The organism is Mesorhizobium sp. CNPSo 4689, from assembly GCF_057784325.1.
Genome location: NZ_JBWLUZ010000025.1, coordinates 22,254 through 43,011, shown reverse-complemented (window position 1 = coordinate 43,011; position 20,758 = coordinate 22,254). Strand labels below are relative to the sequence as shown.

Genomic DNA, 20,758 nt, shown 5'->3' with positions numbered 1-20,758 from the left:
ATTTAAGCTCCCTATGGGGCCGTGCAAGCCTGGATCACGCCACCTTTACGAGATCGGGTTCAAAACCTTCGAACGTCATCTGGTCGGCGTATCTGAAGGTCAGGTCGACCGCCGGTTGGTCATGCACGGTCCAGGTGATGACAGGCATTTTCAACCGCTCGCGCACGAAACTGACGAACGGGTTCGGCAGGTCGCCCGCCGCATAGGAGGTGAAGGCGATGTCATGCGCCAGCATTGAGAAATGTGCTTCGATCAGCTGGTTGTCCTTGCCATAGGCTGTCAGTCCGCCGGGGATGCCGGCCGCATGTTTCGGAAAGTCGCGGATCAACCAGTGGTCGAACGACATGATCGCGGCCTTGCCCCTGTAGCGCCTGAGCATCTTGCCGACGCTCTCCACCAGGCCCTGGTCGTGACCGGGAACGCCCTTCAGTTCGACGACCATCGGCACGCGGCCGTCGACCAGATCGAGCGCCTGCTGCAGCGTCGGCACGTGATCCGATGTGCCGCCGACCTTCAGCGTCGTCAGCTCTGCCGCCGTTCGCTGCCAGACGAAACCGTCCTGGCCGGTCAGCCGCTTGAGGTCGCCGTCATGGATGACGACGGGGATACGGTCCGACGACAGGTGGACGTCGCATTCGATCGCATAGCCGCGCTCGGTGGCGGCGGCGAAGGCCGACAGCGTGTTTTCCCAACGCGCCTTGTTCATGTCGTGGAAGCCGCGATGCGCGACGGGGCGGGCCGTCAGCCAGGAAAGATCAGTCATGATTGCGCCTGCTCTATTCGACTTCGAAGATCGCTTCGATTTCCACTGCGGCATTAAGCGGCAGCGAGGCGGTGCCGACGGCGGAGCGGGCATGCTTGCCGCGCTCGCCAAGTGCTGCGACCAGAAAATCGGAAGCGCCATTGGCGACCAGATGCTGCTCGACGAAACCCGGCGCCGATGCGACGAAGACGGTGATCTTCACCACGCGGCGGATTTTCTCGAGATCGCCGAGCGCCGCCTTGGCCTGCGCCAAAATGTTGATCGCGCAGTATTTTGCGCCTTCCTGGCCGGCTGCCGTGTCGACGTCGCGGCCCAGCAGGCCGCTCGCCTGCAGCTTGCCGTCCTTGAGCGGCAATTGCCCGGCGGTGAACAGCATGTTGCCGGTTCGGCAATAGGGCACGTAGTTGGCGGCGGGCGCGGCGGCGGCAGGAATCGTCACGCCGAGATCACTTAGCCGCTTTTCGATTGTTTCACTCATTGGTTTTCCCTATTGCTGGAAGGCGCCGCGTTAGCCGGGCCGAAATTGCTATTTTTGCCTCGCTTCCGCCATGACTTTTTTTAAGCTGGACCATCTTTCCCTGCGGCCTGCCATCAGCCGCGACGATCGGAGCACCATATGCGCGCAACGCGCCTTGCCTTCCACGCCGTCCTGCTGCCAACGCTCTTCTCGATGGCTCCAGCCTTTGCCGTGCCGGCCCTGCAGGCGCATCGCGCCGTCTACGATCTCACCTTGAGCAAGGCCTCCGATCGCTCGGGAATCACCGGCATATCGGGCCGCATGGTCTATGAGTTCAATGGTTCGCCCTGCGAGGGCTATACGGTCAAGTTCCGCTTCGTCACCCAGATCGTCACCAACGACAACACCAGGCTGACCGACCAGCAGACGACCACCTTCGAGGATGCCGAGGGCAAGACGTTCTCCTTCGTCACCAAATCCTTCGTCGACCAAAACCTCGACAAGGAGGTCAAGGGCACCGCGACCAAGGAGGCCAAGGGCCTCAAGGTCGATATCGACAAGCCCGAGAAGAACAGCCTGGAGCTCGCCGCCACCCAGTTTCCGACGCAGCATCTGGTCGAGCTGATCGGCAAGGCGGAAAAGGGCGAAAATTTCTACGAAACCAATCTCTTCGACGGCTCGGAAGACGCCAACAAGGTGATGACCACCACCGTCATCGTCGGCAAGAAGGCCGACGGCGACAAGGCCGACCCGGAAGCGCCGGCGCTGGCCAAGCTTGCCGGCGACAAATACTGGCCGGTCGACATCGCCTATTTCGACGACACCGACAAGACCGGCGAAGAGGTGCCGGAATACCGGATCAGCTTCAAGCTGCACGAGAACGGCATCACCCGCGATCTCACCATGGACTATGGCGAGTTCTCGATGACCGGCAAGCTGGTCAACCTGTCCCTGTTCGACCAGTCGAAGCCCTGTCCGGCGAAGTAGCGCCACCCCGCTTTGAGTTAACCACGACCCGGCGACCGACTTGAACGCGCCGCAATCAGGCCCCAGCTTTCCCTTCAAGCATATTCGGGGGGAGTGCAGCTTGAGCAGGATCGACGTGTTCGTGGCGCCGCGGCCCAATCCGGCGCTGATCAGGGTCATGACGGTCTTCAACCGGATCGTCATGCTGCGCGGCGTGCCGGGGTTTCGCGATCTCTTGCCGTTCAACCGGCTGGCCGGGCTGCGCGGCGTCGCCAATGTCCGCCACATCGACTTTCCCGACGCTGACCGGGAGCGCCTGAAGGCCTGCTGCGGCGCCGGCAAGGCGACCTTCATCACCCCCAACCATCCCGAGTTCTTCACCGATTGGATGATCGACAAGGAGATCGTCTCGCAGGTCAGCCCGCTCGCCGCCTCCTGGGCCACGCATGGGGTCGTCAACGGGCTCGGCCGGCCGATGCAGAAATTCTGGCTGGCCAACAATCTGATCGCCCAGATCCCCGGCAACAGCGCAGCGGCCAGGGAACACTCGGTCGGCTGGGCGCTGCAGGGGCACGGCGTGCTCCTGCACCCGGAAGGCAGCGTCGGCTGGCACGGCAATGTCGTCGCGCCGCTGCTTCCGGGTGCCGTCGAGATGGGGCTCGAGGCGCTGAAGCGCGGCCCCGCCACGGCTGCCGATTTCAAGGTCTGGGTCGCGCCGGTGGTCTGGAAGCTCGCCTTCACCGGCAATGTCGAGCCGGGGCTGGCAAAGGAATGCACCTATGTCGAGCGCAGGCTGGGGATCGACCGCCGCTCCGCCGATACGCTGCCGGAGCGTGTCCACCATATCTATTCGACGCTGTTGTCGCGCGACGTGGCCGCCTCGGGCATGGTGTCCGACCGGCGGGTCCCATACGACGTGCTGCAAAAGGCGTTGCTGGTCGAACTTAGCCACCGGCTCGGCGAGGTCATTTCGGCCGACAGCGCCCTCGGCGACATCATCGAACTGCTGCGCCTGTCACGCCGCTGGCTGCGTGAAAACGCCGGTGACGCCGAGAGATCGAAAAAGGTCCGCGCGCTTACCGAGACGATCCAGCGCCTGCAGCGGGTCGGGCCTTGGGCGTCAGTCAGTCCGACGGTCACGCAGGAGGAGATCGCCGAGCATCTGAAGCGCATCCGCAACGACTATTGCAAGGGTGGACTGCGCGATACGCTCAACCGCTTCATTCCGCAGCCGGCCGGACCGCGCCGCGCCCACATCCGCGTGCCGGAACCGCTGGGCTTGCATACCTTTGAAGGCTCGGTCGACGAGGCGCTCGACGAATTGCGGTCGCGTATGCAGGAAGCCATCAGCGGTATCGTGGCCGGTCTCGACGCAAGTGGCGGCTTCATTTCCTATCCGAATCCCTTCTATCATCGCTGAGGTTGGACGCCGGGCTAATCGCATGGCTGCCAGAGAGAAATCGGGAGTGCGGCAAGCCTCATGGCGGTCTATGTCGATGCGGCAATCTGGAAATGGGCCGGCCATCGCTGGTGCCATCTGATGGCCGACGATACCGACGAACTGCATCGCTTTGCGGCCGCGCTCGGCGTCAAGCGTTCATCCTATCAAGGACCACCCAGGACATCGGCGCCGCATTATGACATAACCGGCTTCGAGCGCGACCGCGCGGTGCGGCTCGGCGCCATCGAATGCAGCCGCGAGGAGATCGTCGCGATCTTCCGGCGGGTGCGAGTGCCGAACGGGAAGAGACGCCCATGACATTGACGGCATTTCTGGCTTACTGCGCCGCGATCACGCTTGCGGCGGCAACGCCCGGTCCGGCGATGTTTGCGGTCATCACCAACGGCGTCTCGCGCGGCTTCGTTCGCGCCTTCATGGCCGGCGTCGGCATTGCCGCCGGCGACGCGGTGCTGGTGATCCTGGCGCTGCTCGGCCTTGTGGCGCTGGCGAAGACCTTCGAATGGGTGTTTCTCGCCCTGAAATATGCAGGTGCCGCCTATCTGGTGTTCCTTGGCATCAGGATGTGGCGGTCGGCAGCCGCGCAATCCGATGGGCCAACTGCGGCGCAGCCAAGGCTGGCCCGATCGTTTTTCCTCGGTGCGTCCATCGCCCTGGGCAATCCGAAGGCGATCCTGTTCCACGCTTCCATCATGCCGCTGATCCTCGACCTCGATACGATGACCTTCGCCGACGGAGTGCTGGTGATTGCCGTCGTGATCAGCGTCAACATCGTCACCATGGGTGTCTATGCCGCTCTGGCCGGAAGGGCTTCCGGCTGGTTCAGGACGCCGGGCCGCATGCGCCTGATGAACAGGTTTGCCGGCAGCGCCATGATCGGCACCGGTGCGCTGATCGCCGCACGCTGAGCCATAAGACGGCGCAGCGCTTGCGTTTGTCGCGCATCCCCTCTATATGGCCGCTCATTCCACACACGGACTTTGGTGTCTGCCCGGGAGAAATCCGGCTGAAACCTCCGGTGGCGTTCGAGGACATAAGTCCAAAAATGCCTGTGTCCGTGGAGGCTAACCGGAAAGGAACTAAGAATGGCTCTGCCTGATTTCAGCATGCGCCAGCTTTTGGAAGCTGGCATTCACTTCGGCCACCAGACCCACCGCTGGAACCCGAAGATGGCGCCTTACATCTACGGCGCCCGTAACAACATCCACATCATCGACCTGTCGCAGACGGTGCCTTTGCTGCACCAGGCGCTGAAGCAGGTGTCCGACACCGTCGCCAAGGGCGGCCGCGTGCTGTTCGTCGGCACCAAGCGCCAGGCGTCCGACATCGTTGCCGATGCCGCGCAGCGTTCGGCGCAGTACTACGTCAATTCGCGTTGGCTCGGCGGCATGCTGACCAACTGGAAGACGATCTCGAACTCCATCCAGCGCCTGCGCAAGCTCGATGAGCTGCTGGCCGGCGAGGCCCAGGGCCTCACCAAGAAGGAGCGCCTCAACCTCGACCGCGAGCGCGAGAAGCTCGACAAGGCGCTGGGCGGTATCAAGGACATGGGCTCGACCCCGGACCTGATGTTCGTCATCGACACCAACAAGGAAGCGATCGCCATCCTCGAGGCCAAGCGCCTCGGCATTCCGGTCGTCGCCATCATCGATTCGAACTGCGATCCGGACAAGATCGACTTCCCGATCCCCGGCAATGACGACGCGGCCCGCGCCATCCAGCTCTATTGCGACCTGATCGCCAAGGCTGCGATCGACGGCATCGCTCGCCAGCAGGGCGCGCTCGGCGTCGACATCGGCGCCTCGGTCGAGGCTCCGGTCGAGCCGGCGCTCGATCCGACCCCGGCTGCCGAAACTCCGGAAGCATAATAGCGAAGGCCGGTTGCGGCCTTCATCTTTCCAATATGTTGGCGCGTTAAGCGCTGGTGTCGGGCGCATCATCGGGAATCGATGGTGCGTCGGCGCATTTGAAACAAAGAGGCGACAATGAGCATTTCGGCTGCACAGGTCAAAGAACTCCGCGACTTGACCGGCGCGGGCATGATGGACTGCAAGGCGGCGTTGAACGAGACCAACGGCAACATGGAAGAGGCCGTCGACTGGCTGCGCAAGAAGGGCATCTCCAAGGCCGACAAGAAGGCCGGCCGCACCGCTGCCGAGGGCCTGATCGGTGTTGATTCCGGCGTCCGCGAAGCAGCGGTCGTCGAGGTTAATTCCGAGACCGACTTCGTCGCCCGCAATGCCGCTTTCCAGGAGATCGTCGCCAACGTCGCCAAGGTCGCGCTCGCCTATGGCGGCAAGACCGATGTGGTCGCAGCGGCCAAATATCCGGGCTCGGACAAGTCGGTCACCGACACCATCAAGGACGCGGTCGGCACCATCGGCGAGAACATGGGCTTCCGCCGCTCGGCCAAGCTTACCGTCGAGCACGGCGTTGTCGCCACCTATGTCCACAACGCGGTTGCCGACGGTCTCGGCAAGCTCGGCGTGCTGGTCGCCATCGAGACCACCGGCAACGAGCAGGCGGCCAACGCTTTTGCCCGCCAAGTTGCCATGCATGTCGCCGCCACCAACCCGATGGCGCTGACCGCCGAGCAGATCGATCCGGCCGCGGTCGAGCGTGAGAAGGCGATCTTCTCCGACCAGGCACGCCAGTCCGGCAAGCCGGAAGCGATCATCGAGAAGATGGTCGAGGGCCGCCTGCGCAAGTTCTACGAGGAGGTCGTTCTTTTGAAGCAGGCCTTCGTGATCAATCCCGACATCACCGTCGAGAAGGCGCTGAAGGATGCCGAGAAGGAGATCGGCGCGCCGGCCAAGATTACGGCCTATCTGCGCTTCGCGCTCGGCGAAGGCATCGAGAAGGAAGAGACCGATTTCGCGGCGGAAGTCGCTGCGGCGGTCAAGAAATAGCTCTGAAAAGAGCTCCCCTGCTCAGGCAGCACGGCCGGGCGTCCGCGAGGATGCCCGGCCGATTTCTTGTGCGGTGTCGATGAAGGCCCTGAGTTTCGGCGCCATCGACGCCCGGCGCGGAAAGTAAAGGAACAGGCCGGGTTCCTCGATCGCCGATTGCGGCAGGATCTGCACGAGGCGACCGGTGGCCATGTGCGCGCGCACCAGCGGCTCGAAGACATAGGCGATCCCCACTCCGGCCAGCGCGAGATCGATCGCCGCGAGAGAATCCGTTACGATTGCCGTGCCGCGCGTTTCCACGGAAACGTCCTTGCCGTCCTCCGCCAGATCCCAGCGATAGAGCGCACCGCTGCGAACGAGCCGGTAGCCGATGCAATTGTGGTTCGCCAGATCGGCCACATCGCGCGGACGACCATGCCGCCCGATATAGGCGGGAGTGGCAACCATGACGGCGCTGAACGGCTGCGTAAGCCGGACCGTGACCATGTCCTGCGCGATCATCTCGCCGAGCCTGATGCCGGCGTCGAAACCTTCTCCGACGATATCGACGAGCCCCTGGTCGGCGACCACTTCGACCGTCACGTCCGGATAGCGTTCCGCCATCATTGTCACCACAGGCGTCACCGCTAGGGGGATCGCGATGTTGGAGGCGTTGATCCTGAGCTGGCCTGCCGGGCGCCCCTTGATGCCGCGGATACGATCCATCCGCTCGGCGATATCCTGGAGGGCAGGGGCCGCCGTCTCAATCAATGCCTTGCCGGCTTCCGTCAGCGAAACGCTGCGCGTGGTGCGCGCGAACAGCGGTTGGCCGATCCGCTCCTCGACAAGACGCACCGCATGGCTGACCGCCGAGGGGCTCATGCCGAGTTCGGCCGCGGCAAGCGCGAAGCCGCCGCGCCGGGCGACGGCGACGACGACAGGCAGATGGCTGAGCAGGTCCCGGTCCATTCATGAACAATATCGCATAGTCCTTGCGAACAATGCAATCTTCTCGATGCCGGCGCATTGCCCCACATTGCCCTCAACACATCGGCGGCGGGCTGATGCACAAGGGAGAAGAGTCATGAACGCGTTGAGAAACGTCACCTTCGCGGCAGGCATTGCGCTGGCGCCAGTCGATGCCGGTGGGGCCGAGTTATCAGAGTGGCGAGCGCTCGCCGACGAGCGCGCCGTCATTCGCATCGCCGACGCCATCGATCGCGCCGTCGACGCGCAGGACTGGAAACTCGCCCGCAGCTATTTCGCGGAGCGGGTGACAGTCGACTTCAGCAGCCTGAGTGGACAGCCTCCGGCCACCATTGCCTCCGACGACCTGATCGGGACCTGGGCGGCGAATCTGAAGGGCAGCAAGACAAGCCTGCACCTGCGCACCAACCACCAGGTTGCCATCGATGGCAACGGCGCCACGGTGTCGTCAAACGGCTACGCCTGGAACCGGATGGAGGGCAATGGCGACCCGCTCTGGGAAGTCTGGGGCACTTACAAGCACCACCTGACCCGTTCGGAAGACGGCTGGAAAGTGGATGGCTTCACATTCCGCATGACGCATGAGCGCGGCAACCCGTGGGTCAAAGCCACCCCCGGCCACTGACCGGCGGCATCAATCTTGATCTGGATCGGAACGACATCATGACGATGACTTACTACAATCTCGGCAACAGCGGTCTGCGGGTGAGCCGGCTGGCTTTGGGCACCATGACTTTCGGAACCGAATGGGGTTGGGGGGCCGACAGGGAAACTGCCCGTGCCATGTTCGACGCCTATGTCGAGGCAGGCGGCAATTTCTTCGATACCGCCGACCTTTACACCGGCGGCACGAGCGAAACCTGGCTCGGCGAATTCGTGGCCGAGCGCGGACTGCGCGACAAGGCAGTGATCGCCACCAAGTTCACCATGAACACGCAGCCCGGCAATCCGAATGCCGGCGGCAACGGGCGCAAGAACATCATGCGCGCGGTGGAAGCGTCGCTCAGGCGACTGGGCACGGACTATATCGACCTCTATCTCCTGCATGTCTGGGACAGGCTGACACCGGCCGAGGAGGTCATGCGCACGCTGGACGACCTCGTGCGCGCCGGCAAGGTCCGCCATGTCGGCCTTTCCGACGTGCCGGCGTGGTATGCGGGCCGGGCGCAGGCGATCGCCGAATTGCGCGGCTACGAGCCGGTTTCGGCCCTGCAGCTCGAATACTCGCTCGCCGAGCGCACGATCGAGCACGAATTCGTACCCTTCGGCACGCGTCACGGCGCCGGCATCATGGTCTGGAGTCCGCTGGCCAGCGGCCTGCTCAGCGGCAAATACCGTCCCGCGCAGGCCGGAAATTCCGGGCGGCTCGATGGTTTCCGCAACACCACCCATCCGGGGTTCCAGAAATTCACGCAGCGCAACTGGAAGATCGTTGCCGAGCTCGAAAAGGTCGCTGCCGAACTCGGCCGCAGCATGCCCCAAATCGCGCTCAACTGGGTGGCGACGCAGCCGGGCGTCGCCTCCGTCATTCTCGGGGCTACAAAGCTCGGCCAGTTGCAGGACAATCTCGGGGCGCTGGACTTCTCGATCCCCGCCGACCTTCGCCAGAGGCTGGATTCGGCCAGCAGATCGCCGGTACCATTTCCCTACTCGTATTTCGGTTCCGAGATACAGGCCCGGGTTACCGGCGGTGCCGCGACCGGCGACAAGCCTGCCGGCTATGCGCCACAGGTGCTTATCGAAGGTGAGGCCGTCAGCGTCACCAGCACATGACCGGCCGCGACCAAAACAGCCGGGAAATTGCCAAAGGGCGCCGCGTGACATCGCGGCGCCCTTCGTGTATCGGAACTCGGCATCGCGCCGGTGTTAGGAGCGCGGCGCCTGCGCGCCTGCCACCCCAGGCGCATCACACGCAAAAAGACGAGGACCAGATGACGGCGAAGCCCCTCTACCGACGTGTCTTGTTGAAAGCGTCGGGCGAAGCGCTGATGGGCGAACAGCATTTTGGCATCGACGTCTCGGTTGTCGACCGCATCGCCGCCGACATCGCGGAAGCCCGTGCTCTGGGCATCGAAGTGGGTGTGGTCATCGGCGGCGGCAACATCTTTCGCGGCGTCGCGGTTGCATCGAAAGGCGGCGACCGCGTCACCGGCGACCACATGGGCATGCTCGCCACCGTCATCAACTCGCTGGCGCTGCGCACCTCGCTGAACAAGATTGGCGTCGACGCGGTGGTGCTGTCGGCCATCGCCATGCCCGAACTCTGTGAGAGCTTCTCGCAACGCCAGGCGACCGCCTACATGAACCAGGGCAAGGTGGTGATCTTTGCCGGCGGCACCGGCAACCCGTTCTTCACCACCGATTCGGCCGCTGCCCTTCGCGCCGCCGAAATCGGCGCAGATGCGCTGTTCAAGGGCACCCAGGTTGACGGCGTCTACTCGGCCGATCCCAAGAAAGACCCGAATGCGACGCGCTTCGAGCGCATCAGCCATGCCGAAGTCATCAACAAAGGCCTTTCCATCATGGATACGGCCGCGATTGCACTTGCGCGGGAAAACAACATTCCGATAATCGTCTATTCGATCCACGAGAAGGGTGGTTTTGGCGATATTCTGAGGGGCGGCGGCCGTTGTACAGTCGTTGCGGACGATTGATCCGGAGCGGTTTCGAAAACCTGGGCACCGGTTTTTTTCGAAACAAGGCTCGAACACAAGCAGTGAACCCGGCTAACGGGTCGAGGAGATGAAGATGAGTGGTGAGTTCGACGACCTCAAGCGGCGCATGGATGGGGCGATTGCCGCATTCCGGCATGATCTCGCTTCGTTGCGCACCGGCCGCGCCTCCAGCAACCTGCTAGATGCCATCCAGGTCCAGGCCTATGGCACCGCCATGCCGATCAACCAGGTGGCGAACGTGTCCGTGCCGGAGCCGCGCATGATTTCGGTTTCTGTCTGGGACAAGGCCATGGTCGGCGCTGTCGATCGCGCCATCCGCGAATCCAATCTCGGCTTCAACCCGATCGTCGACGGCACCAATCTGAGGATACCGCTGCCTGAGCTCAACGAGCAGCGCCGCAAGGAGTTGGTCAAGATCTCGCATGGCTATGCCGAGAACGCCCGTGTCGCCGTGCGCCATGTCCGCCGCGACGGGATGGATTTCTTGAAGAAGGCCGAAAAGGACGGCGACATCAGCGAGGACGATCATCGCAAGCGCTCCGATCAGGTCCAGAAGCTGACCGACGAGATGATCAGCACTATCGACCACCTGCTTTCCGATAAGGAAGCTGAAATCATGCAGGTTTAGGGTCGGTCTTTCACCGGCCCGAAAGCGAGACTATGGCAACGCCCGCGCATGTCGCGATCATCATGGACGGAAACGGACGCTGGGCCAAGGCGCGCGGCATGCCGCGGCTTGCCGGCCATCGCGCCGGTGTCGAGGCGCTGCGCAAGACGGTGCGCGCCGCTCCCGGCCTCGGCATCTCCTTCCTGACCGTCTACGCCTTCTCGTCGGAAAACTGGTCGCGGCCGAAATCCGAAGTCAGCGACCTGATGGGCCTTTTGAAGCTGTTCATCCGCCGCGACCTCGCCGAACTGCACCAGAACGGCGTGCGGGTGCGAATCGTCGGCGACAGGGCAGGGCTGCAGCCCGATATCAGGGGTCTGCTCCAGGAAGCCGAATCGCTGACCGCGGGCAATGAAGCGCTGACCCTGGTCATCGCCTTCAACTACGGCGGACGCGACGAGATCGTGCGCGCGGCACGCAAGCTCGCCGCAGCAGCCGCGCGCGGCGAAATCGACAGCGAGGCGATCACCGCCGACATGTTTGCCGGTTCTCTCGATACCGAAGGCATCCCCGATCCGGAGCTGGTCATCCGCACCAGCGGCGAACTCAGGCTGTCGAACTTCCTTCTTTGGCAGGCGGCCTATAGCGAACTGGTCTTCCTGCCCTGCTACTGGCCAGACTTCAGCCGCGAGCACCTGGCCGACGCGCTGCGCGATTTTGCCAGCCGCGAACGCCGTTTTGGCGGCCTTGCCGCCCAAGACGTGGCTTCGTGACCGGCGCTCATATGAGCAACCTCCAGCTGCGGGTCGTCTCGGCCTTGGTGCTGGCAGTCATCACCCTTGGCCTGACCTGGTTCGGCGGATTACCCTTCCGTTTGCTCTGTGCGGCGATCGCGGCCGCCATCTTCTATGAATGGTCGCGCATTGCGCGGCCATCCGCCGGCGCGGGCCTCGGCTTCCTGCCCGAAGCGCTGCTTCTGGTTTTCGTCGGCGCGCTGATTGCCGGCCTGCCGGCCTCCTGGCTGCTTGCCCTTGTCGCCGCACTGGTTGTGGCCGCGGCGCTCAGTGCACAAATGCGCGGAGCCGCGCAATGGGATGCGGCCGGCATTGCCTATGCGGCGCTTTCCGGCCTGTCGCTGGCACTGCTGCGCGATGGCGACCGTTCCGGCCTGGTCGCGATCCTGTTCCTGTTCGCGGTGGTCTGGGCAACCGACATCTTTGCCTACTTCGTTGGCCGCGCCGTCGGTGGGCCGAAACTGGCGCCGTCGATTTCGCCGGGCAAGACGCAGAGCGGAGCACTGGGAGGCGCCATCGGCGGCGTGGTCGCCGGCCTGCTTCTTGCGACCGTCGCAGGTGCCGGCAACCTCGGTATCTTGGGCGTTGTTGCGCTTGCTTTGTCGGTCATCTCCCAGGCCGGCGATCTTTTCGAATCCTGGGTCAAGCGCCGCCACGGTGCTAAGGATTCCGGTGCGCTGATCCCAGGCCATGGCGGTGTCATGGACAGGGTGGACGGGCTTGTCGCGGCGGCTTTCGCCCTGTACGTCATCGGCTGGATTTCGGCGAGCGCCGACCATCCGGCACAGTGGCTGTTTCCGGCCTAAATGACACGACTGCATGGCGAAGAACGGGCCTGCATGCCAAAGAACCGGCTGCGCCACGGATTCGCCTGGATTGATGTCACAGTCACGGTGCGACCTGCGCCGCGGGCGAATTTGAGGGCATGACTTGAACGAGATATTTCACGCGGTCTTCAGCACGGAAGGCTTTGTCCTCGGCACGCTGGTGCCTTTCCTGTTCGTACTGACCGTAGTCGTCTTCGTCCATGAAATGGGCCATTACCTGATCGGTCGTTGGTGCGGAATCGGCGTGAAAGCCTTTTCGATCGGCTTCGGACCCGAACTCTTCGGCTTCAACGACAGCCATGGCACGCGCTGGAAACTCAGCGCCATACCGCTGGGCGGCTATGTCAAATTCGTCGGCGACATGAATGCCACATCGAGCCAACCCAGCGCCGAGGACATGGAAACGCTGACCGATGCCGAACGCGAGGTTGCTTTCCATACCCAGCCGATCTGGAAACGCGCGGCGACGGTGGTGGCCGGGCCGCTGTTCAACTTCCTGCTGACGATTGCCGTCTTTGCGGTGCTGTTTTCGGTCTATGGCCGGCCCGTGCTCGAGCCGACAGTGGCCGAAGTCAGGGCCGACAGTCCGGCGGCCAAGGCCGGCATCCAGCCCGGCGACCGATTCGTCAGCGTCGACGGCAGCAAGATCGAGACCTTCGCCGACGTCCAGCGCCTGGTCTCCGGACGTGCCGGCGACGCCATCACCTTCACCATGCTGCGCGATGGCAAGGAGGTGACCGTCACCGCGACACCGGAGCTGATGGAGCAGGAGGACGCGCTGGGCAACAAGGTCAAGGTGGCCGTGATCGGCGTCGCCAACAACACCGAACTCGGCCAGCCGCGGCTGATCACGTACAGCCCTGTCGGCGCGGTGGGAGCGGCCGTCGAGGAGACCGGCCACGTCATTCAGCGCACCGGCCAGTTCCTGCAACGCTTCGTTGCTGGCCGCGAGGACAAATGCCAGCTGGGCGGCCCGATCAAGATCGCCAAAATGTCCGGCCAGGCGGCAAAACTTGGCTTCGAGTGGCTGGTGCAGCTTGTGGCATTCCTGTCAGTCGGGATAGGAATTCTGAACCTTCTGCCGATTCCCCCCCTCGACGGCGGCCATCTCTTGTTCTACGGCGTGGAGGCCGTCATCCGGCGGCCGGTCTCGGAACGGATGATGGAGATGGCCTACCGGGCCGGGCTGATTCTGGTTTTAGGCTTTATGGGTTTCGTATTCTGGAATGATCTGTTTGGGTGCTGAAATCATGAAGGAATTTGACTTCGGCACCGTCAATGTTGAGACGCCGTTTACCATGCACGGGGATATGCGTGACGCGAAAGCCACGCATCAGGGTTAAGTAAATACAAATTAACCAGAAGCCTTGCGTGTAGGGAAAATCCGGTTATTACGGTATGGGAAATTTACCGCACGTCCGGTTTTCTCGCCGTGGGGACTTCGAGAAAAGGTACAAAAGCCCGATGAAGGCAGCATCCAAGTTTCTGAGCGCCGCGTCCGCGGTGGCCTTGTCCGCCGCTCTGGTTGTGCCAGGCGCGCTCGCAGTGCAGTTCGTTGCCACATCGGCTGCCGAGGCGGCCGTTGTCTCGAGAATCGAGGTTTCGGGCAATCAGCGTGTCGACGCCGACACCATCCGCAATTACATCCAGATCAAGCCAGGCAAGGCCTTTTCCAGCTCCGATATCGACGATGCGGTGAAGGCGCTGTTCGGCACCGGACTGTTCTCGGACGTCCAGATCAATCAGGTCGGCTCCTCCCTGGTCGTCAAGGTTTCCGAATATCAGGTCGTGAACCAGGTTCTGTTCCAGGGCAACAAGAAGCTCAAGGACAACGCCCTTGCGATCGCGGTCCAGTTGAAGCCGCGCGGAACGTTCTCGCAGGCCACGCTTGATTCCGATGTCGAGGCGGTGAAGGCCGCCTATCGCCGGATCGGCCGCGACGATGCCGCCGTGACCACGCAGATCATGAATCTCGGCGACAACCGCGTGAACGTGGTCTTCAACATCAACGAAGGCGGCCGCACGCAGATCGCGTCGATCAATTTCGTCGGCAACAGCGCCTATTCGAGCCGCCGGCTTTCGGACGTCATCGCCACGAAGCGCTCGTCCTGGCTCTCGTTCGTGTTGCGTGACGACGTCTATGACGAGGACAAGCTGCGCGCCGATCAGGAGCTGCTGCGCCGCTTCTACTACAATCACGGCTATGCCGACTTCCAGGTCGTCTCCGCGGTCGGCGAGCTCGACGACACCACCAACAAGTACACGGTCACCATCACCGTGCAGGAAGGCGACCGCTACACGTTCGGCGACGTCAGCGTAGAGAGCACGATCCCCGAGGTCGACAGCAAGTCGCTGGAATCAGTGGTCCAGACCCACAAGGGCGACGTCTACAACGCCAAGGACGTGGAAGACACGATCATCGCGCTGACCGAGAAGGTCGCCGGTTCCGGCTATGCCTTCGCCCAGGTGACGCCGCGTGGCGACCGCAATTTCGAGAACCACACCATTTCGGTCGTCTACACGATCGACCAGGGCACCAAAGCCTATATCGAGCGCATCGAGATCCGCGGCAACGATCGCACGCGCGACTATGTTATTCGTCGCGAATTCGACGTCAGCGAAGGCGACGCCTTCAACCAGGTTCTGATCCAGCGCGCGAAGAAGCGCCTGGAAGCATTGGATTATTTTGAGAAAGTCGACATCTCGACCGTGCCCGGCTCGCAGCCTGATCAGGTTGTGCTGGTGGTCGACGTGGTCGAGAAGTCGACCGGCGAGTTCTCGGTCGGCGCCGGCTACTCGACCGGCGGCGAGACGGCAGGCCCCTCTGTCGAAGGCTCGATCACCGAGCGCAACTTCCTCGGCCGCGGCCAGTTCATCAAGCTTTCGGCAGGTGGCGGCAAGAATTCGCGCGACTACAGCCTCTCCTTCACCGAGCCCTATTTCCTCGGGCGCCGTATCGCTGCCGGCTTCGATATCTACCAGCAGACGCGCAACTACGACAAATATGATAGCGAGACGCTGGGGGCGACCGTTCGTTTCGGCCTGCCGATCACCGACGACATCTCGACGCAGCTGGCGTACAATATCGCGCAGGAAAAATATAAGTTTGACGACGACTGCGATGACAATGGCGACGGCGTGCTGGGCGATTGCGACGTCTCGCAAGCCATTAAGGACGGCATTGCGGAAAGTCCCTGGATCAAGTCGTCGGTCAGTGTCGGACTAGTCTACAACACCATCGACGACATGAAGAACCCGCATGAGGGCATCTACGCCAACGTCACCACGGAAGTGGCTGGCCTCGGCGGTGACGCCAAATTCGTCAAAGTGACGGGCCGTGGCAGTGTCTACCAGACCCTGTCGGAGCAGCTCGATCTGGTCGGGCTTGTGTCCGCGGGCGCCGGCCATGTCGAAAGCTACGGCTCTGACGGCCTGCGCATCTTCGACCATTTCCAGAGCAGCGAACGCATGATCCGCGGCTTTGCCTATGGTGGCATCGGTCCGGTCGCCGAGGATAACAATACTGACCATCTCGGCGGCACCACCTACTTCAACGCCTCGGCCGAAGCCCAGTTCCCGCTGCCGGTCATTCCGGAAAGCTTCGGCCTGCGCGGCGCGGTCTTTGCCGATGCGGCGACGCTTTACGGCAACAAGATCGCCAACCAAGCTCTGGTCAATCAGGCGTCAGCTGACTTGCAATTGCGCGCTTCGGTCGGTGTCGGCCTGATGTGGGCATCGCCTTTCGGTCCGATCCGCATCGACTATGCGATCCCGGTCAAGAAGCAAGCCACCGACGACGTGCAGGAATTCAACTTCGGCATAGCGACCCGTTTCTGATCCGCGGGTGACGTTGCTTCCGGGCCGGTTGCGGTCCGGAAGAGAGTGATCCGACCTAGCTGGATATTGCTTCTGGAATGACCGATCCGGTGTTCTTCGCGCCCTCACGCCGGTATACGGCTGGCGAAGTCGCGAATCTGACCGGCGCGCAGCTTGTCGATTCCGGCCAATCCCTTATTTCGATCGAGGCATTGGCGCCGGCCAATGAAGGCGGCCAGGACGCGCTCGTCTTTGTCGACGGCAAGCGCAATTTCGCCCTGATGCAGTCGTTGAAGGCCGCGGCTGTTCTTTGTCCGGCCGAATTCGCTGGCAAGGCTCCCGCAGGCATCGCCGTTCTGGTTCACCCGCGCCCGCAGCAGGCTTTTGCGCTGGTCGGGCGTCTTCTATTTCCGCAGGCTGCGACCCCGGGACCGATGACCGGCGAAACCGGTATCTCGCCACATGCCCACATCGACCCATCGGCGCATGTCGAGACCGGCGCCATCATCGAGGCCGGCGCGGTCATTGGCCCCCGTGTATCCGTCGGCGGTGGTACCGTCATCGCCCCGCATGCGGTCATCGGCCACTCCTGCCAGATCGGCCGCGACGGCTATATCGGCCCGGGCACCAGCGTTCAGTATGCGCTGATCGGCAACCGTGTCATCATCCATGGCGGCGCCAGGATCGGTCAGGATGGCTTCGGTTTCGTAGGCGGCGCCAAGGGCCCCGAGCGCGTGCCGCAGATCGGTCGCGTCATCATCCAGGACGATGTCGAGATCGGCTCGAACACCACGGTCGATCGCGGCGCCATGTCCGACACCATCATCGGCCAGGGCACCAAGATCGACAATCTGGTTCAGATCGCCCATAACGTCCGCATCGGCCGCAATTGCATTATTGCCGGTCTTTCGGGTATTTCCGGTTCCGTCGTGGTGGGCGACAACGTCACCATGGGCGGCGGCGTTGGGCTTGCCGATCATTTGACCATAGGGACAGGGGCCAAGCTTGCGGCGAGAAGTGGATTCATGAGCAACGTCCCGGCAGGCGAGATCTGGGGAGGCTACCCGGCGCAGCCGATGGCGGAGGCCATGCGCGAGATCGCCATGCTGCGCAAGCTCGCCAGGACACGCAAACAGGGCGACGGGAATGGCTGACATGGTGGCGACGCTCGAGGCGGTCGACATATTGGGTCTGATGAAGCTCCTGCCGCATCGCTATCCGTTCCTTATGATCGACCGCATCGTCGATATCGACGGCGACGAGTCCGCCGTCGGCATCAAGAACGTGACCATAAACGAGCCGCATTTCCAGGGTCATTTCCCGGACCAACCGGTGATGCCGGGGGTGCTGATCGTCGAGGCCATGGCGCAAACCGCTGGCGCCATCTGCATCCGCAGCCTCGCCACCGAGAAACCGTCGCTGGTCTATTTCCTGACCATCGACAACGCCAAATTCCGCAAACCGGTCGTCCCGGGCGACCAGTTGCGGATCCACGTCAAGAAAATCAAGAAACGCGGCAACCTGCTCAAATTCGCCTGTGAGGCTCTGGTGGACGGCGCAAAGGCCGCTGAAGCCGAGATTTCGGCGATGATGGTCACCAGCGTCTGACAATCGAATGCTCATGAAAATCCAGACTTCAATCCATCCTTCCTCCGTCGTCGAAGAGGGCGCTCAAATCGGCGAAGGTGTCCGTGTCGGCCCCTTCTGCCATATCGGCGCCGACGCGGTGATCGGCGACCGCGTCGAGCTTGTCAGCCACGTTTCGGTAATGGGCGCGACCACCATCGGTGCCGCGACCAAGGTCTATCCGATGGCGATATTGGGCGCGCCGCCGCAGAACACCAAGCACAAGGGTGGCCGCACCACCCTTGTCATCGGTGAGAACTGCACGATCCGCGAAGGCGTCACCATGCATCTCGGCACCGATTCCAGCCGCGGCGAGACGACGGTCGGCGACAACGGCAATTTCCTTGCCTATGCCCACATCGCCCATGACTGCGTCGTCGGCAAGAACGCCACCTTCGCCAACGGGGCGACGCTGGGCGGCCACTGCGAGATCGGCGACAATGTCTATATCGGTGGTCTGACCGCCGTTCACCAATTTGTTCGCGTCGGCGACAACGCTTTTCTCGGCGGCTGCTCAGCCGTCGTCGGCGATGTCATTCCCTACGCCATTGCCGTCGGCAATCGCGCCAGCCTTCGCGGCCTCAACATCATCGGCCTGAAGCGCTCCGGCCTGCCGCGCGCCGAAATCCATGTGCTGCGCAAGGCTTACAGGACGATCTTCGACCGCTCCCGGACCGTTGGCGAGAACATCGAATTTGCCAAGGCGGAATTCGCCTCGTCGCCGACGGCCATGAAAATCATCGATTTCATCGCCAGTCGCGGCAAGCGGCACTATGCCGTCCCGTCGCTCAAAGGTGGCGACGGCGACGACGCCGATGACGAAGGCTGAGACCGCCGGGACGAGACTTGATCTTCCGCCGGGCGCCAGGGTCGGCATCGTTGCCGGCGGCGGCAGCCTGCCGGTCGAGGTAGCGGCCGGCCTGGCCGGGCGAGGCTATCCGCCCTTCATCATACTGATGGAAGGCGAAGTCGACCGTAAGCCGGATCTCGCCGGTTACGAGCAAGAGACACTTGCCCTGGAAGATATCGGTTCGCTCGTACCGTTGCTGAAACGGCGCCGGATTACCCATCTGGTGCTTGCGGGCGAGATCAGGCGTCGGCCAAGGCTGACCGGCCTGCGTCCGAGCCTCAGTCTGATCGCCGTGCTTCCCGTGGTCGTCATGGCGCTGGCCCGCGGCGACGACGGCTTGTTGAAGGTCGTGGCACGCGCTCTGGAAGCGCGGGGGATCAAGATCGTCGGCGCCCATGAGATCGTGCCTGAATTGGCCGCGGCCGAAGGATCGTTGACCAGGGCGGAGCCGCGAAAATCCGACTGGCGCGACATCAATGCTGCCCATGCAGCGGCAAAGGCCATCGGTGCGCTCGACATTGGCCAGGCCGCAGTCGCGATCGGCGGCCGGGTGATTGCGCTGGAAGGCATCGAGGGCACCAATGGGCTGCTCGAGCGGACAAGGCAACTGCGCGACCATGGCCGGATCGCCGGCAAGACGCGCGGCGTGCTGGTCAAATGCGCCAAGCCCGGTCAGGAGTTGCGCGCCGATCTGCCTTCCATCGGTCCGCTGACGGTCGAGGCAGCGCATGAAGCGGGACTTGCCGGCATCGCCATCGAAGCCGGCCGTTCGCTCATTCTGGAAGGCCCAGCCACCATCGCGCGCGCCAACGCGCTTGGTCTGTTTGTCGTCGGTCTGGCAGCGGCGGAGCCGGCTAATGGTCACTGAGAAGCCGCTCAAGATCGCCATCGTCGCCGGCGAGGAATCCGGCGATCTGCTTGGCGCCGACATTATTGCCGCACTCAAGCGGACGACCGGCCGCGAAATCAGGCTTGTCGGCATAGGCGGCCGCCATATGCAGGCGCTCGGGCTGAAATCCCTGTTCGACGGCAGCGAGATCGCGCTGATGGGGTTCAGTGCTATCCTGCGTGACCTGCCGCGCCTGATCAGGCGCATCGGCCAGACTGCAGGCGCGATCGCCGCCGAAAAACCCGACTGCCTCATCACCATCGACAGCCCGGATTTTTCGCTGCGTGTGGCCCGCAAGGTCCGCGCCGCCGATCCGGCCATTCCGATCGTCCACTATGTCTGCCCAAGCGTCTGGGCGTGGCGGCCGGGCAGGGCGGTGGCGATGAAGCCCTATGTCGACCACATCCTGTGCATCCTGCCGTTCGAGGTGAAGGCGTTGGCCCGTCTCGGCGGGCCACCCGGCACCTATGTCGGCCACCGCCTGACACAGGATCCGGGCGTGCTTGCTGCAGCCAGGGCGCAAGGCCAAGCGCGCGACCTCTCGGAAGATCGCGTGAAGACACTGCTCGTGCTGCCCGGCTCCCGCCGTGGCGAAGTACGGCGCCTGATCGACGCGTTCGGTAAGACGGTGTCGGTGCTGCACCAGCGCGGTCATCGCCTGCGCCTTCTGTTGCCCACCGTGCCGCATGTTGCCGACCTGGTCAGGACTTCGGTCGCAAGCTGGGACGAAAAGCCGGAAATCATCCTCGAGCCCGAGCGCAAATGGCAGGCCTTCGGCAAGGCCGACGCGGCGCTGATCGCCTCGGGAACGGTGTCGCTCGAACTTGCGCTGTCAGGTGTCCCGATGGTGTCCTGCTACAAGCTCGATCCCGTGGCGCGGCTCGTCATGCCGCATCTGATTTCCGTCTGGTCGGCGCTGCTGCCCAATCTGATTTCCGACCGCGCGCTCGTGCCGGAGTTCTACGACCAGTATGTCTTGCCGGAAAACCTCGCCCGGCAACTGCAAGCATTGTTCGCCGACACCGGCATGCGCGCCTGGCAGAAAGACGGTTTCGCCGAGATCGCCAAGCGTATGGCCACGAACCGGCCCTCCGGCGATATCGCGGCGGAAGTCGTCCTCCGGCACATCAAATAAAAAGCGCCCTTACGGGCGC

The 20,758-nt window shown here is 63.1% G+C and carries 21 protein-coding genes and 1 pseudogene; 19 read left to right on the top strand and 3 right to left on the bottom strand.

The annotated features are described in order from the left end of the window. Window positions 1–34: 34 nt before the first annotated feature. Window positions 35–763, bottom strand: a complete 729-nt coding sequence (locus AC04SI_RS24705; protein ID WP_404276801.1) for a glycerophosphodiester phosphodiesterase — start codon at window positions 761–763, stop codon at window positions 35–37. A gap of 13 nt (window positions 764–776) precedes the next feature. Beyond that, the gene (locus AC04SI_RS24700) at window positions 777–1,241 is read right to left on the bottom strand and encodes a RidA family protein (RefSeq protein WP_404276799.1); all 465 of its coding nucleotides are present in this window, start codon (window positions 1,239–1,241) and stop codon (window positions 777–779) included. Window positions 1,242–1,379: 138 nt separating this feature from the next. On the opposite strand from AC04SI_RS24700, the gene AC04SI_RS24695 reads away from it, so the two are divergent. The 6 genes from AC04SI_RS24695 (at window position 1,380) to tsf (ending at window position 6,554) form a co-directional block, all read left to right on the top strand. After that, window positions 1,380–2,207 (top strand): cell envelope integrity EipB family protein, encoded by an 828-nt coding sequence (locus AC04SI_RS24695; RefSeq protein WP_192178773.1) that lies wholly within the window; start codon window positions 1,380–1,382, stop codon window positions 2,205–2,207. Between the two features lie 100 nt (window positions 2,208–2,307). Continuing rightward, complete coding sequence (locus AC04SI_RS24690; protein ID WP_404276796.1) at window positions 2,308–3,606, top strand: hypothetical protein; 1,299 nt, start codon at window positions 2,308–2,310, stop codon at window positions 3,604–3,606. Between the two features lie 60 nt (window positions 3,607–3,666). Further along, window positions 3,667–3,945, top strand: a complete 279-nt coding sequence (locus tag AC04SI_RS24685; RefSeq protein WP_006205160.1) for a DUF4031 domain-containing protein — start codon at window positions 3,667–3,669, stop codon at window positions 3,943–3,945. Further along, a complete protein-coding gene (locus AC04SI_RS24680) occupies window positions 3,942–4,553 on the top strand; it encodes a LysE family translocator (protein ID WP_404276794.1) in 612 nt (203 codons plus the stop codon). Before AC04SI_RS24685 ends, AC04SI_RS24680 begins: the two co-directional genes overlap by 4 nt. A 177-nt stretch (window positions 4,554–4,730) precedes the next feature. Beyond that, window positions 4,731–5,513 (top strand): 30S ribosomal protein S2, encoded by a 783-nt coding sequence (gene rpsB, locus AC04SI_RS24675; RefSeq protein WP_006205162.1) that lies wholly within the window; start codon window positions 4,731–4,733, stop codon window positions 5,511–5,513. Window positions 5,514–5,630: 117 nt separating this feature from the next. Beyond that, window positions 5,631–6,554, top strand: coding sequence for a translation elongation factor Ts (gene tsf, locus AC04SI_RS24670; RefSeq protein ID WP_404276791.1), 924 nt, complete (start codon window positions 5,631–5,633; stop codon window positions 6,552–6,554). A gap of 21 nt (window positions 6,555–6,575) precedes the next feature. Here the strand turns inward: tsf and AC04SI_RS24665 are convergent, their stop codons facing one another. After that, on the bottom strand, window positions 6,576–7,502 hold the full coding sequence (locus AC04SI_RS24665) for a LysR family transcriptional regulator (protein ID WP_488475053.1): 927 nt from the start codon (window positions 7,500–7,502) through the stop codon (window positions 6,576–6,578). A gap of 115 nt (window positions 7,503–7,617) precedes the next feature. Between AC04SI_RS24665 and AC04SI_RS24660 the strand changes: the two genes are divergently transcribed. The 13 genes and pseudogenes from AC04SI_RS24660 to lpxB all read left to right on the top strand — a co-directional run bounded on the left by AC04SI_RS24660 (window position 7,618) and on the right by lpxB (window position 20,739). Continuing rightward, complete coding sequence (locus tag AC04SI_RS24660) at window positions 7,618–8,145, top strand: nuclear transport factor 2 family protein (RefSeq protein WP_488475052.1); 528 nt, start codon at window positions 7,618–7,620, stop codon at window positions 8,143–8,145. 38 nt (window positions 8,146–8,183) lie between these two features. After that, entirely contained in the window at window positions 8,184–9,293 is a 1,110-nt protein-coding gene (locus tag AC04SI_RS24655; protein WP_488475051.1) for an aldo/keto reductase, read from the top strand. A 158-nt stretch (window positions 9,294–9,451) separates the two neighbouring features. After that, a complete protein-coding gene (gene pyrH / locus AC04SI_RS24650; RefSeq protein WP_006205168.1) occupies window positions 9,452–10,174 on the top strand; it encodes a UMP kinase in 723 nt (240 codons plus the stop codon). A 94-nt stretch (window positions 10,175–10,268) separates the two neighbouring features. Then, on the top strand, window positions 10,269–10,823 hold the full coding sequence (gene frr / locus AC04SI_RS24645; RefSeq protein ID WP_006205169.1) for a ribosome recycling factor: 555 nt from the start codon (window positions 10,269–10,271) through the stop codon (window positions 10,821–10,823). Window positions 10,824–10,843: 20 nt separating this feature from the next. Further along, window positions 10,844–11,575: pseudogene (locus AC04SI_RS24640) on the top strand (isoprenyl transferase); the annotation flags it as partial. Between the two features lie 11 nt (window positions 11,576–11,586). Then, a complete protein-coding gene (locus AC04SI_RS24635) occupies window positions 11,587–12,402 on the top strand; it encodes a phosphatidate cytidylyltransferase (protein ID WP_404276786.1) in 816 nt (271 codons plus the stop codon). 124 nt (window positions 12,403–12,526) lie between these two features. Then, window positions 12,527–13,669 (top strand): RIP metalloprotease RseP, encoded by a 1,143-nt coding sequence (rseP, locus tag AC04SI_RS24630; protein ID WP_488475050.1) that lies wholly within the window; start codon window positions 12,527–12,529, stop codon window positions 13,667–13,669. A 218-nt stretch (window positions 13,670–13,887) separates the two neighbouring features. Then, window positions 13,888–16,260 carry an outer membrane protein assembly factor BamA gene (bamA, locus tag AC04SI_RS24625; protein WP_404276783.1) on the top strand — a complete coding sequence of 791 codons (2,373 nt, stop codon included), beginning with the start codon at window positions 13,888–13,890 and terminating at the stop codon, window positions 16,258–16,260. Window positions 16,261–16,337: 77 nt separating this feature from the next. After that, window positions 16,338–17,393, top strand: coding sequence for a UDP-3-O-(3-hydroxymyristoyl)glucosamine N-acyltransferase (lpxD, locus tag AC04SI_RS24620; RefSeq protein WP_404276781.1), 1,056 nt, complete (start codon window positions 16,338–16,340; stop codon window positions 17,391–17,393). After that, window positions 17,386–17,847, top strand: coding sequence for a 3-hydroxyacyl-ACP dehydratase FabZ (gene fabZ, locus AC04SI_RS24615; protein ID WP_120016200.1), 462 nt, complete (start codon window positions 17,386–17,388; stop codon window positions 17,845–17,847). Before lpxD ends, fabZ begins: the two co-directional genes overlap by 8 nt. A gap of 13 nt (window positions 17,848–17,860) precedes the next feature. Continuing rightward, a complete protein-coding gene (gene lpxA / locus AC04SI_RS24610) occupies window positions 17,861–18,694 on the top strand; it encodes an acyl-ACP--UDP-N-acetylglucosamine O-acyltransferase (RefSeq protein WP_404277127.1) in 834 nt (277 codons plus the stop codon). Continuing rightward, window positions 18,681–19,583 carry an LpxI family protein gene (locus AC04SI_RS24605; RefSeq protein ID WP_404276779.1) on the top strand — a complete coding sequence of 301 codons (903 nt, stop codon included), beginning with the start codon at window positions 18,681–18,683 and terminating at the stop codon, window positions 19,581–19,583. The genes lpxA and AC04SI_RS24605 overlap by 14 nt, the downstream gene beginning before the upstream one ends. After that, window positions 19,573–20,739 carry a lipid-A-disaccharide synthase gene (gene lpxB, locus AC04SI_RS24600; protein WP_404276777.1) on the top strand — a complete coding sequence of 389 codons (1,167 nt, stop codon included), beginning with the start codon at window positions 19,573–19,575 and terminating at the stop codon, window positions 20,737–20,739. Before AC04SI_RS24605 ends, lpxB begins: the two co-directional genes overlap by 11 nt. Window positions 20,740–20,758: the final 19 nt, after the last annotated feature.